We start from the raw sequence: 13,072 nt of genomic DNA on the forward strand, positions 1-13,072 counted from the left end.
GGCGGTCCGGCGGAGACCGGTGCGGTGGCCGCCGCACCGGTCACGGCGCCGGTGGCAGTGGAGGTGGGCGAAGCAGTGGGGTCCGTCATGGATCAGTCGCCTTTCCTGGTGGAGCCGTTATTGGTGGAGCCGTTCTTGGTGGAATCGTTCGTGGTGGAGCGGTTCGCGAGCGCGCGGTCGAGAGCCGCGCGGCCGGTGGCGAGGAGGGCGGAGTCGTCCTGCGGCGTGTGCACCCGGGCGCACAGCACGTCACGGAGGTGGCGTTGGAGCGGGTTGGCCCGGGTGAGACCGTGGTTGCCCGTGAGGGAGACGGCCTGTTCGACGGCCGTGACGGCGGCACGGGTACCGAGGACCTTGATGGCACCGGCCGCCTCCGCCGCCTGTCGGTCCCCGCCGTCGACACGGGCGGCGAAGGTGTCGACCAGGGCGTCGGCGCCGAGCAGGGCGGCCTCGATCTCGCCGACGGCGCTCTGGAAGCGGGGCAGCGTGGCCAGCGGCGCGCCGAGCGCGGTGGGCACCCGCTCGTGCAGGAAGCCGGTCAGCCAGTCCCGGGCGGCGCCCGCGACGCCCAGGTACAGCGCGGTCAGCCCGAGGGCGTTCCAGGCGGCCGTCTCCGGGTCGGGGCGGGCCCCGGGGGTGTCGCCGGCCTCGGTGAGGGCGATGACGTCGTCGGCGGGTACGGGTACGGAGTCGAGCACGACGTCGTCGCTGCGGCTGGCGCGCAGACCCACGTGGTCCCAGGTCGGCTCGACGGTCAGACCGGGACTGCCGGCGCGCACGACGAACGAGCCGACCCGCACGGGATCCTCGTCGGTCCGCGCGAACACGAGCATCCGGCTGAGCCCGACCGCCCCGGTGGAGTAGATCTTGCGTCCGGTGAGCAGCCACTGGTCTCCCCGGCGGCGGGCGGTGGTCGCGGGCAGGCCGCCGCGCACGGGACTGCCGAGTTCGGGTTCCACCCGCAGCGCGTTCACGAGGGCGGGGCCGGTGGCCGCCTCGTCGAGCAGTTCGGCATAGGCGGCGCGCGGCCAGAGCGAGGTGCGGGCCTCGGCGGCGTGGGTGAACAGGGTCATGGCGGTGACCAGCGCGACGGCCGGGTCCCCGGCGCCGAGAGCGCGCAGGATCCGGACGGTGTCGGCCAGGCCGGCACCGGGGCCGCCGTGCCGGGCGGCGACCGTGGCGGTGAGCAGACCGGCGTCCTGGACGGCTTCGACGCCCTCGTACGGGAAGGAGCCGGCACGGTCGTGTGCGGCCGCGCGGGCCGCGAGTGCCCGGGTGACGGCGGGCAGCCGCTCCCACGCGGGGGGCGGCAGTGCCGCGGCACCGGCGCGGCGTGCGGCGGAGCGGTCGGCGTCCGACGCGACCCGCTGATCGGTGGAGGATCCCACGGCCCGTTCGGTGGGCCGGCCGGTGGGCGACGAATCGCCGGAGGCCGACGAGTCCGGGGACGACGGTGGTGGGGGCGCGGTACGGGTCACGGTGTCTCCGGCCGGTCGATGCGGTCTTCGGGTCGAGGGCCGGCGGTGGGGCCGGCGAGCCGGTCGCGCCAGCTGGACCAGTGGTGACAGGCGACCGAGTGCCCCCGCCCGAGCGAGAATTGGTCCGGGGGGAGGTGGTCCAGGAGGAGGTGGTCCGGGGCGGGGCGCTCGGTGCCCGCCCGGGCGGGTTCACTGTGCTCGGGGTCGTTCTCCGCCCGATCGTCGCGCTCGCGGTCCTTGCGCACCGGGGCGTCGTGCTCGGCGACGGCGCGCGGGGACGGCTCGTCGTGGCACTCGGGCCCGGCGAAACGGCAGCGCGGCGCGAAGACGCACCCGTCGTCGTCGGGCCAGGGTCCCCGGTCCGCCGCCGGGCGCAACTGTGCGGGCAGCGGGCGGTCCTCACGGCGTACGCTCGGCGCGGAGGCCGTGAGCAGCGCCGTGTACGGATGGCGTGGCCGGGTGAGGACCTCGCCGATGGGCCCTTGTTCGACCAGTCGGCCACGGTAGAGGACGGCGACCCGGTCGGCGATTCCGGCGAGCGAGCTGAGGTCGTGGGAGATCACCACGACGGCCAGGTCCATCTCGCGGCGGAGCCGGTCCAGCAGGCCGAGGACGAGGTTGCGATTGGAGGCGTCCAGGGCGCTGACGGGCTCGTCGGTGAACAGGAGCCGGGGCCGGGTGACGATGGCCCGGGCCAGCGAGACACGCTGACGCTGGCCGCCGGAGAGCTGTCCGGGGGTGCGCGACCCGAGGACGTCGGCCTCCAGCCCTGCCAGGGCCAGCGCCTCGTCGACGCGTACGGCCCGCTCCCGCCGGGTCGACACGCCGACGGCGGCCAGCGGTTCGGCCACTATCTGGCGCACCGTCAGGTCCGGGCCCTGGGAGCGCAGCGGGTCCTGGAACATGAACTGCACCCGCCCGGAGCGCCGGAACTCCCGAAGCTCGCCGCCGCGCAGCCCGGTCAGGTCCCGCCCCTCGAAGGCGACACCACCGGAGTCGGGCGGCACCAGACCGACCGCCGCGCGGGCGAGGGTGGTCTTGCCCGAGCCGGTCTCCCCGATGATCCCGATGATCTCCCCCGGTCGTACGGTGAGGTCGACGCCGGAGAGCACACGGGTGGCCCGGGCCCGGCTCGACGAGGTGGCCCGGCGGCCGTAGGAGACGGACAGCGCGCTGATCCGCAGCAGGGTGTCCGGGTCGTCGGTCGGCGGGGGCGGCTCATCGGGTGCCGTGGCCGGTCCCCTCCGCCGGAACCGACGGGCGAGTCCGACGAGTCCGGCCGGTCCGCCGCGCCGGGGAGACGGGGCCGGCCGTGGCGCGCCGGAGGTGGGCGCGGTGGTCATGCGGGGACTCCTTCCGGTACGGACACGGGTGCGGTGCCCGGCCGTGCGGGTACGCGCAGGCAGCGGGCGCGGCGGCCGGGGGCCGGTGTGCGCAGGGGGACGGGCTTCTCGGCGCACTCCGTCACGGCGTGGGCGCAGCGGTCGGCGAACCGGCATCCGGGCAGCTCCGCGCCGGTCTCCGGCGGCCGGCCGGGGATGACGCCCAGTTCCCGGCGGCCCCAGTCCCCGATCGACGCGACCCGCAGCAGCGCCTCGGTGTAGGGGTGCGCGGGCGCGGCCAGCACCTCGGCGGTGGGACCGTCCTCGACGATCTCGCCCGCGTACATCACGACGATCCGGTCGCAGCTCTCGGCGACCACGGCGAGGTCATGGGTGACCAGGAGCAGGGCCAGTCCCTGTTCCGCCCGCAGTCGCTGGAGGAGTTCGAGGATCTCGGCCTGGACGACGACATCGAGGGCGGTGGTGGCCTCGTCCGCGATGAGCAGTTCCGGGGAGCAGGAGACGGCGATGGCGATGAGGACGCGCTGGAGCATCCCGCCGGAGAGTTCGTAGGGGTACTGGTGGTAGACCTCGCCGGGCCGGTGCAGACCGACGTCCGCGAACAGTTCGACGGCGCGGGCGTGTGCCTCGGCCCTGGACAGTCCCCGTGCCACGCGGAGTTGTTCCGCGAGCTGACGGCCCACGGTCAGGGAGGGGGTGAGGTAGGAGGCGGGGTCCTGGAAGACGGCGCCGACGCGGCGGCCCCGTACGGTGTTCCACTGCCTGCGGGTGAGGGTGGTGAGTGCGGCGTCCGGGCCGTCGGCGGAGGCACCGAGGGTGATCCGGCCGCCGGTCACCCGGCAGCCGGCCGGCAGCACACCGAGCACGGACCGGCAGGTCAGGCTCTTGCCGCTGCCGGACTCACCGACCAGGCCGACCGCTTCGCCCCGGCCGACGGTGAAGGACACACCGCGTACCGCGTGGGCGCCGCCGGAGACGGTGACGTCGAGGCCGTCGAGGGTGAGGACGGGGCCGTGGCCCATGTCCTCGGCGCGGCCGTCCGGATGGTCCGGCTGCCCGGCGCGGGACGCGGGCACCGCGTCGGGGGCGGTACGGGACGCGGACGCCGCCCCGGGGGCAGTAGGGGGCGCGGACGCCGGCCGGACGGACTCAGCCCGTGGTGACACGGTGCTCGACCTCCTCGGGGTCGGTGGTGGACGGACGGTGGGCGGAGGGGGCGTCGGGTCCGTGCGTGTGATCGGGATGGGTACCGGAGTCCGTGTCCGTGGTTCGGTGACCGGGAACCGCCTCGTCGGTACGGCCGGCCGGCCCGTCGGCCGCAGCCGTGGCCGCCGGGCCGTTCGCCCCCACGTCCGCGACGACGGCCGGCGTATCCGAACCGACGGTCGGCGCGTGCCTGCCGACGGCGGCCGCTCCCCCACCGGCGGCCGAGGCGCCCGGGCCGACGGCGGGCACGTCCTCAGCCTCGGTGACCACCCGCGCCCGAGGGTTCGGCCGGAGCTCCGGCCAGGGCGCTCCCGGCGGGGCCGTGCGGGACATCCACCGGAGCGCCGTCCGCCAGGTCTTCCCGCCACCCTTCACCGGGCCCCGCGCCGCCGCGCCGTCCGGTGCGCCGGCGTCCCGGACCGCGTCCGCCAGGATGTTCAGCGCGCCGACCGTGAGCATGATGGCGGCGCCCGGGATCAGCGGCGCCCACGGCTGCTGCGCCAGATAGCCGAGATCCGAGGCCAGCATCCCGCCCCAGGTCGGCGCGGGCGGCTGGACGCCCAGACCGAGGAAGGTCAGTGATGCCACGACCAGCAGGGCCTGCCCGACGGCCTGGGCCGTGGTGACCGCGACCGTGGGAAGAATCTTGCCCCAGACATGGGTGCGCAGGATCCACCACGGGGACGCGCCCATCAGCTCGGCCGCCTCCACGTACTGCGCCTTCCGCAGTCCCAGCGCCGCCGCCCGGGTGACCCGGAAGTACAGCGGCGCGAAGAGCACACCGAGCGCCAGCATGGCCTGGTGCATGCCGTTGCCGAGCGCGCCGACCACGGCGATGGCGAAGACCGTGAAGGGCATGATCATCAACGTGTCGGCGACCCTCTGGACGGTCCATTCGACGCTCCGGCCCAGCCATACGGAGGCGATGCCGGGGACGATGCCGAGCAGCATCGCCGCCCCGACCGCCTCCAGGGCGCCCACGACCGATCGGCCGGTGCCCGCGAGGAGCCGGCTGAGGACGTCGCGTCCCAGATAGTCGGTGCCGAGCGGATGCGCGGCACTCGGCCCGCGCAGCATGTCCGCCGGGCTCTGTGCCAGCGGATCGTGCGGGGCGAGGGCACCGCCGAACACCGCCACCCCGGCTACCAGGGCGAGCACGGTCAGCGCGATCCTGGCCGACGGCAGCCGCCAGGTGCGGCGCAGGGTCCTCATCGGTCGCCCCCCTCGGTGGCGGGCCCACCACGCCGCCGGCCGCGAAACGGTCGGCGGGCGGCCGGATCGAGCGCGGCGAGCGCGGCGTTGACCCCGATGTTGGCGACGAGGACCACCCCGACGGTCACCAGCAGCGTGCCCTGGATGACCGGGATGTCGTGCTGCTCCGCGGACTGGAGGGCCAGCTGGGCGATCCCCGGCAGGTTGAAGATCTTCTCGGTGACCACCGCGCCGCCCAGGATCACCGGCACGCTCACCCCGAGGACGGAGAGGGCGGGCCCGGCCGCGTTGCGCAGCACGTGCCCGAACAGCACACGCCGGGTGGAGAAGCCCCGCATCTGTGCCCCCGTCACATAGTTCTCGCGCAACGCTCCGACGAGCGACGTGCGCAGTTGCCGGGCGAGGGAGGCCGCGGCGTCCAGGCTGAGGGCGAACGCGGGCAGGGCCGCGTGGCGCAGCCACTGGCCCGGGCTCTGGTCGAGCGGGACGTACCCGCCGGTGGGCAGCACACGGAGTTGCACCGCGAAGACGACGATCAGCACGATGCCGATCAGGAACGGCGGCAGCGTGGCCGGCACCGAGCTGACGAGCGTGATGGCCCGGTCGAGCCGTCCGCCCGCGTTGAGGGCGGCGGCGATGCCGGCCGCGCCGCCGATCACCACGGCGAGCAGCAGGGCGAGCCCGGCGATGGACAGGTCCACGGGCAGTGCCAGGGCGATGCTGTCGGCGACCGGGACGCCGGTGAACCAGGAGACGCCGAGGTCCCCGGTGAGCGCGTCGCCGAGCCAGCCGAGGTACTGCGCGTACAGCGGCTGGTCGAGCCCGAACCGCGCCTCCATCCGCGCGATGTCGGCGGGCGTGGCCATGTCGCCGAGGACGGCCGCGGCCGGATTGGCGTCGGAGAGCGCGCCGAGCGCGAAGGTGAGGAGGGAGGCCAGGACGAAGACGGTCGCGGTGACGAGGAGTACCCGGCCGAGCGGCGCGGGCGCGGCGGCGAGCCGTCGCCGCACGGCGGACCGGCGCGTCGCGCCGGCCTCGTCCCCGGCGGAGCGGGCCTCGTCCCCGGCGGGGCGGCGGGGCTTCGTCAGTACGGGCGCGCTCATGAGACGGTGACCCCCTCGAAGCGCTGCACGACCGTGTAGGCGGGGATCTCGGAGACCCTCGGGTGCCGGGCCAGGATCCGCGGGACCGTGTAGAGGAAGACGTTGGGCATGGTCCGGACGGCGATGCCGGTGGCGCGCCGGAGCACGGCCGGGTAGTCGGGCGAGTCGAGCGGGGTCCGGCGGACCTCGCCCAACGCCTTCTCCAGCTCGGGCGAGGTGGTGCGGCCGGGGTTCATCAGCCCCTCCTTGCCGAAGAGGACCTGGAAGCCCTGGGTGGCGGATTCGCGTCCGGCGAACTGGTCGACGTAGAACGCCTTGGCGCGCTGGACGTAGATCAGCTGGGTGGCACGGGCGGAGGGAATGGTCTCGAGGGTGGCGGTGATGCCGACCTTCTTGAGCTGGGCCTGGATCAGTTCCGGTACGCCCTCGGCGTTCTGGGCCGTGAGGGTGACGTGCAGGCCGTCGGCGTGCCCGGCCTTCGCCAGCAGCCGTCTCGCCTCGTCGGGGTCGTACGGGAAGAGCCTGTCGAGGGCGTCGTCGTGGCCCGCGTATCCCCGGGGGAAGGGCTGGCGGGTGACCTCGCCGTGTCCGAAGGAAGCGGTCTTCAGCAGTTCCTCGCGGTCGACGGCGTACTTGAGGGCCAGTGCCACGTTCGGGTCGGTGAAGGGTTCCTTGCCGGTGTGGACGTCGAGGACGGCCACCACCATGGACGGGATGACCTGGACCTCCAGGCCGGCGGCGCGGGCGGCCTGGACCTGGCTGCCGGGTATCTGGGCGACGTCGTACTGCCCGGAGGAGAGGGAGGCGACGACGGTGGAGGGCTCCGGGAGAGGGTGGAGCTCGAAGTTCTCGATCTTGATCCGGTCGGCGTCCCAGTAGGTGGGGTTGCGGCGCAGGACGGCCTTGTCGTTCTGGACGTACGACACGAGGGTGAACGGCCCGGCGCCCGCGGGCCGGGTGGCAAGGCTCGCGGCGTCGGTCTCGAAGACCCTCGGGTTGACGATCATGCCGGTCTTGCCGGCGAGGAGCAGCGGGATCTGGAAGTCGGGCTCGCTGAGCCGCAGTCGCACCGTGTGCGCGTCGACCGCGATGACCTCCTTGACGCCGACGAGTTGGGAGGCGACCAGCGATTTCGCGTCGTCACGCCCGCGTTCCAGACTCTTCTTCACGGCGGTCGCGTCGACCGGGGTCCCGTCGGTGAACTTCTGCCCCTGGCGGAGGGTGAAGGTGACGACCGTGCCCGCGTCGTTGTACGTCCACGAACTCGCCAGGGCCGGGCTGGCGTCGCCCGCCTCGTCGAGCGTGGTGAGTCCCGCGTAGACGAGGGAGAGCGAGTGCACGTCCCAGCCCGCGGTGGAGGTGATGGGGTCCCAGGAGGTGGTCAGGTTCCAGCCCCATTTGAGGGTGCCGCCCTTGCCGCCGGCCCCGGTGGTGGCCTGTCCGCCGCAGGCGGCCAGGCCGAGCGCGGCACCCACGCCGAGTGAGAGTCCGAGGAAGGCACGCCGGCCCGGACCGGGGCCGGCGGACGGCGTCGGAGCGGCCGGCGACGCGGCGCCCCGGCGGGCCGCCCCGCCGGCGGTGGTGGGGGTCGGGAGGATCGGCATGGGTACGCCACCTTTCTGGGCCGAGCCGACGCGTTCGGGTACACGGGCGGGCCATGGGCGCCCGGTCGGGTGGCCCGGGCGAGAGGAACGAAGAAGAACGGGAGGGAACGGGGAGGAACGAAGACGCACGAAGCGGATGGGGGAGAAGAACGCCGGTGCCGCACGGCAGTCGTGCGGTGTGCCCCCGGGCGGTCGGCGGAGTCGCGGGGCGAATCGTCGCCGCGGCAGCGAGGCGGACGAAACCACTGGCCGCCCTTTTGATCGGGGCAGGCCGAGCGAGGCGGCGGCGGGCGAACCTCCCGCTGCCGGGCAGGCGAGGGAAGGACGGGGAGAAACCGACGTGCGCGGGTGCGGCCTCGGAGGACGGGGCGGTCGGGCACGACGGATGCCGAGCGGCCGCCGACGACGTGACAGCGGGAGCGGGAGCGCCGTCGTCAGGCGGACCGGCCGGTCACCCCGGGCTCCGGGGCCCGGCGGCCGACGACGCGTGGGACCGGCTTCCCCGACATCCGGGGCGACGGGAAAGGCCACTGGCCGGCCGATCGGCCGGCCGTGACCGGAAGGCACATTCCCGCCGTGCGACGGTGAGACGCGCGGGGCCGCGTGCCGACGCCTTCAACAGGGTTGCGTCGGCGGTCGGATCAGCGACAGAGGGCGCTGGAGGTGCGCCGGTAATCCACGTAGCGGCAGACCACGCCTGGGTGCATCGAATGCATGACTCGTATCCTCTGCGTCCGGCGGGACGCTGTCAATGGACACCTACAGGTGTCTCATTGTCCGAGATCCATCGCCGAGTCCGCCAATACCGCCGACGACCTGCACGTTCATCTCCCGTCCCGGGTAAGGACGGTGGCGTCGCACCGTATGGCGCGGCCGCTCGGGCCCCGTCGGCGGACGGACCGGCGAGGGCCGGCGTCGACCGGGGCCGGTCGCGACGCGGAGCGGCCGCCGCTCCGAGAACGGCGTCGTTCGTCGTGCCCGTCGTCCGGGTCAACGGCGCGGGCGGTAGGGCGCGGGGTAGTCACGCGCTTCCTCGGGCCCGAGCCACAACGGGCCGTTCGCCGTTTCGATCCGCAGCGCACCGGTCGGCGGCCCGGCCGCGTCGGTGAGCAGGGTCAGATCCGGGCCGCTGAGGCTGTGCCAGCGCGCCAGCGCGGCCGGTGCGGACAGCCGTACGGGAACAACCGCACCCGAACCGCCCGCCGCCCTTCCGGCCGCTTCCAGGTACTCGGCGACCGGGCGCCGGCCCGGGACGCACACCCGGCCGCCCGGTCCGTCGAACAGCAGCGTGGGCAGGGCGTAGCGGTACCGCCGCTCCCCCAACTCCTTGGCCCGCCCCGGGTGCGGACCGGGACCGGTGATGCCCAGCACCTCTGGCACGGGAGTCCGGGTCTCGGCCCGGTCTGCGCGCACCGCGCGTACCGTCTCGGGCGCGGCGGCCTCGCGCAGCAGCCGGTCGACGTCCAGCCCGGGGATCCCCCGCACGACGTGGCGGACGCCGTCCATGGTGTCGGCCGGCGTACCGAGGACGAAGGTGCTCTCGCGCAGCCGCCGCAGGACGCGCTCGGCGGTCACCGGCCCCTGTGAACGGGCGGCCGTGGCGGCGAGGGAGGCGGGCAGGCTGGTACGGGTCAGCCAGTGCAGCCTGGGGGCGTACGGGGCTCCGGTGTGCGCGGTGACCTCACGGATGAACCCTTCGTACCACCGGGCCTCGGCGTCGGGGTCGGGGGCCGGATCGTCGTCCTCGTCGAAGAGGATGCCGAAGACGGTCCGCCAGCGGGTGCGCGGGCCGAGGGACTGCCGGAGCAGCCGGAAGACGGGTTCGGATCCCCAGGCCCAGGGGCACGCGGGGTCGGTGAACTCGGTGACGCGGACGAGGTCGTGGGCCGAGTCCGCGGCGCTGTCCTTGCTTGCCGCGACCGGGCTCGGCCCTCCGGGACCGGGCGGCGGGCCCGATTGCGGCCGCGGCAGAGGACCTGATCCCGGTCCCGGCAAGGGGTCCGAATCCGGTCGCGGCGGGGAGTTCGATTCCGGAGCCCGGTCAAGGGCCCGCCCCGGCGTCCGAGCCGGTACCGGCTCTCCGCCACCGTCCACCCGGTCCCGCCGCCCGCTCATGCCGGCACCGCCGGGAGGACACCGCGCGCGGCGGACCCGGCCGCCGGGGCGGCCTCCCGCATGTCTGCTTCCGCCTGCGCCGCCCCCGGCGCCCCTGCCGTCCCCATCGCGGCCGTCGGCCCCGTCGGCCCTGCCGTCCCCGGCGCCGCGGACGCCTCAGCCGCGAGGACGGCGATGGTCGTCCCGTCGAGCACCGACCGCGCCGCCGCCCCGGCCGCGTGCCACAGGTCCGGCAGTCCGCGGGCCGCGCCCGGGTACCGCAGCGTCTCCGGTGACGCGCCGCGCAGCGTGAGGAACTCCCCGTCGACCGCGGTCATCACCTCGGCCACACTGATCGCGGCCGGGTCCCGGCCGATCCAGTACCCGCCCTCACAGCCCCGCTGGCTGCGGACGAGCCCGGCGCGCCGCAGGTCCCGGAAGACCGACTTGAGGAAGCGGAACGGGATGTCCTGCGCGGACGCGATGCCTTCACAGGTCAGCGGCCGGCCGCTGTCGGTGGCGAGTTCGACCAGCGCCCGTACCGCGTAGTCCGCCTTCGCCGAGATCTGCATGTGCGCACCGTCTCCTCGAGTTCGTCGTTCAAGAAGTACCGTCCGGGCGCCCGACCGGGTTCCCCGTGCCGGTCCCGTGCGGATCCGTGCGGACCCGCACGGGCAGCGCCGCTGTCAGTGCCCCCGGGCACACCGCCGGAAAGCCGGAAACTCCCAGCTCGGCGGTAATGGACACATCTTGACATCCATTCGCCGCGCTCTCTACGGTCGGGGCCGCGACCCCGCGCCCGCGGCGCCCCGACGAGCAGGAGTCCCATGGCTTCGCACAGCACGCCTCCGCACCGGCCCGACACCGCACCCGCCGCCGCGCCCTGTCCCCCCGCCGACGCCGGGAAGGACGCCTTCCACCCGGATCTGCCGGACCACGACCACGGCCACGACGGTACGCCGCACAGCACGCTGCCCCTGCGGGCCCGGCTGCACCACGTCCGCGCGGACGCCCTCGACGGGGACACCGCCCAGACCGGCGGGATGCGCCGCTTCGCGGCGATCAGCGGGAACAGCGTGGGCTCCGAGCGCATCTGGATGGGACAGACGCATGTCGCCCCTGACACCGCGTCGGCCAACCACCACCACGGCGCCTCGGAAACGGCGATCCACGTGGTCAAGGGGCATCCGGAGTTCGTCTTCCTGGACGACTCCGGTGGTACGGCGGAGGAGATCCGGATCCGCACCTCACCCGGTGACTACATCTTCGTACCGCCCTACGTGCCCCACCGCGAGGAGAACCCGAGCCCCCAGGACGAGGCCGTGGTGGTGATCGCCCGTAGTACGCAGGAGGCGATCGTCGTCAATCTGCCCGAACTGTATGTCCTGAAGGGGGAACAGGAGTAGGAGCGAGCGCCGGTCCGGAGGACCGGAGGAATCGGCCGACGCCGGACACCTGTTCCCGCCCGGACGGCCACCGGCGTCGAAGACTGCCGACCGCACGATCCGCACAGACGAGCGAGGCGATCACTCGATGGTGATTTCCTCCCCTGTCGCGCCCGGTGTGACGTAACGCTGGGAGCAGCGGCGCGTGGCGCGCCGCGTGGATGTGCTGCGGTGGGGAGAGGGCATGACCCAAGAGGCGGGGCGCGGAAGTCCGGACCAGCGGGCTGTGCTGCTGGCAGCGGGGCTGGCCGATCTGGCGGTGAGCACGCTCGGTTCGGCCCTGGGCGGTGTACGGCAGCTGCTGCGCCGCTCGGACGCCGCGGAACTGGCGGCGGAGGCCGAGCACGAACTGACGGCCCGGGGGCGGCTCGTGCTGGACCGGCACGCCGCCGTAACCCCTGCGCACCTGGAGGTCCTCGCCCGGCACGCCCTGGCTCGGCGGGCCTCCGATGGCGCCTGAACGGTGGGAGCCGGCCGCGTTCAAGGCCCGCGTCGACGAAGTGCTGCGCCGGTTCGTCGCCCACGAGGCGGAGCAGTTCGCCGCGATCGACCCGGCCCTGGACCCGGTGGCGGAACAGCTTCAGGCCGCGGTCGCGGACGGCAAACGGCTGCGCGCGGCGTTCTGCTACTGGGGCTGGCGCGCGGTGGGGCAGCCGGACAGCGACGCGCTGGTACGGGCGGCGGCCTCGCTCGAGCTGGTGCACGCCGCCGCGGTGGTGCACGACGATCTCATCGACGACAGCCCGTTGCGGCACGGCCGGCCCACCGCGCACATCGCGCTGCGCGACGCCGTACGCCGTCGTCCGCGTGGTGCCACCGCCGCCAGGTCGCTGGCGATGCTGGTGGGGGATCTGCTGACGGCGCTGGCCGGGCAGCTGTTCGTCACCAGCGGTCTGCCCACCGCGTACCTGGCGCGGGCTCGTCCCTTGTGGTCGGTACTGGCCCGGGAGCTGATCGCGGGTGAGTGCCTGGAGATCCTGCGCACGGGGGCCGATCCGGACACCACGGACTCGCTGAAGGTGATCCGGTACAAGACGGCCAAGTACACCGTCGAACAGCCTCTGCTGATCGGCGGGGCCCTGGCGGGGGCCGACGGTCGGCTGCGCGAGGGCTACTCCGCGTACGGGCTGCCGCTCGGCGAGGCGTTCCAGTTGCGGGACGACCTGCTCGGCCTGTTCGGAAACCCGGAACGGACGGGCAAGGCCAACACCGACGACATACGCGGCCACCGGCCCACGGCCCTGCTGGCCGAGGCCTGGCGGGTCGCCGGTGCCGACGAGCGGGCGCGACTGCGCGCTCTCCTGGGCCGCCGCGATCCGGGCGGAGAGGGCCTGCACGCGGTGCGCGAGGTGATGCGACGGCTGAAGGCGCCCGACCGCGTCGAGGACATGATCGCGGCACGGGTCGAGGAAGCACTCGACGCTCTGCACGAGCTGGCCGTACCCACGCACGCCGCCATCGCCCTGACCACGCTGGCACACGCGGCGACGGTCCGTCCGTCCTGACCCGCGCGCCGGCCGGGCGCGGGTCCGCGCCGTCCCCTCCCGCCGTCTCACCCGCCCTTCGTGGACAACAACTCCCGTGGAT

At 74.4% G+C, this 13,072-nt stretch carries 10 protein-coding genes and 1 pseudogene; 3 read left to right on the forward strand and 8 right to left on the reverse strand.

Annotated features, from left to right (window positions below):
* Positions 1 to 92 precede the first annotated feature (92 nt).
* From ACU6P3_RS00670 to ACU6P3_RS00705, 8 genes and pseudogenes are all read right to left on the reverse strand, one after another.
* Positions 93 to 1,478, reverse strand: coding sequence for an acyl-CoA dehydrogenase family protein (locus ACU6P3_RS00670; protein ID WP_447195407.1), 1,386 nt, complete (start codon positions 1,476 to 1,478; stop codon positions 93 to 95).
* The gene (locus tag ACU6P3_RS00675; RefSeq protein WP_447195408.1) at positions 1,475 to 2,821 is read right to left on the reverse strand and encodes an ABC transporter ATP-binding protein; all 1,347 of its coding nucleotides are present in this window, start codon (positions 2,819 to 2,821) and stop codon (positions 1,475 to 1,477) included. The genes ACU6P3_RS00670 and ACU6P3_RS00675 overlap by 4 nt, the downstream gene beginning before the upstream one ends.
* Complete coding sequence (locus tag ACU6P3_RS00680; RefSeq protein ID WP_447195409.1) at positions 2,818 to 3,987, reverse strand: ABC transporter ATP-binding protein; 1,170 nt, start codon at positions 3,985 to 3,987, stop codon at positions 2,818 to 2,820. The genes ACU6P3_RS00675 and ACU6P3_RS00680 overlap by 4 nt, the downstream gene beginning before the upstream one ends.
* Entirely contained in the window at positions 3,971 to 5,239 is a 1,269-nt protein-coding gene (locus ACU6P3_RS00685) for an ABC transporter permease (RefSeq protein WP_447195410.1), read from the reverse strand. Before ACU6P3_RS00685 ends, ACU6P3_RS00680 begins: the two co-directional genes overlap by 17 nt.
* Positions 5,236 to 6,342, reverse strand: coding sequence for an ABC transporter permease (locus ACU6P3_RS00690; protein WP_447195411.1), 1,107 nt, complete (start codon positions 6,340 to 6,342; stop codon positions 5,236 to 5,238). The genes ACU6P3_RS00685 and ACU6P3_RS00690 overlap by 4 nt, the downstream gene beginning before the upstream one ends.
* On the reverse strand, positions 6,339 to 7,946 hold the full coding sequence (locus ACU6P3_RS00695; RefSeq protein WP_447195412.1) for an ABC transporter substrate-binding protein: 1,608 nt from the start codon (positions 7,944 to 7,946) through the stop codon (positions 6,339 to 6,341). Before ACU6P3_RS00695 ends, ACU6P3_RS00690 begins: the two co-directional genes overlap by 4 nt.
* A gap of 990 nt (positions 7,947 to 8,936) precedes the next feature.
* Positions 8,937 to 9,941 carry a DsbA family oxidoreductase gene (locus ACU6P3_RS00700; protein WP_447195413.1) on the reverse strand — a complete coding sequence of 335 codons (1,005 nt, stop codon included), beginning with the start codon at positions 9,939 to 9,941 and terminating at the stop codon, positions 8,937 to 8,939.
* Positions 9,942 to 10,189: 248 nt separating this feature from the next.
* Positions 10,190 to 10,612, reverse strand: a pseudogene (locus ACU6P3_RS00705) (RrF2 family transcriptional regulator); the annotation flags it as partial.
* 255 nt (positions 10,613 to 10,867) lie between these two features.
* Here ACU6P3_RS00705 and ACU6P3_RS00710 point away from each other — a divergent pair.
* The 3 genes from ACU6P3_RS00710 to ACU6P3_RS00720 all read left to right on the forward strand — a co-directional run bounded on the left by ACU6P3_RS00710 (position 10,868) and on the right by ACU6P3_RS00720 (position 12,990).
* Positions 10,868 to 11,446, forward strand: a complete 579-nt coding sequence (locus tag ACU6P3_RS00710) for a cupin domain-containing protein (RefSeq protein WP_447195414.1) — start codon at positions 10,868 to 10,870, stop codon at positions 11,444 to 11,446.
* A gap of 223 nt (positions 11,447 to 11,669) precedes the next feature.
* On the forward strand, positions 11,670 to 11,945 hold the full coding sequence (locus tag ACU6P3_RS00715; protein ID WP_447195415.1) for a polyprenyl synthetase: 276 nt from the start codon (positions 11,670 to 11,672) through the stop codon (positions 11,943 to 11,945).
* The gene (locus ACU6P3_RS00720) at positions 11,935 to 12,990 is read left to right on the forward strand and encodes a polyprenyl synthetase family protein (protein WP_447195416.1); all 1,056 of its coding nucleotides are present in this window, start codon (positions 11,935 to 11,937) and stop codon (positions 12,988 to 12,990) included. The genes ACU6P3_RS00715 and ACU6P3_RS00720 overlap by 11 nt, the downstream gene beginning before the upstream one ends.
* Positions 12,991 to 13,072: the final 82 nt, after the last annotated feature.

It is taken from the genome of Streptomyces hebeiensis (genome assembly GCF_052983195.1).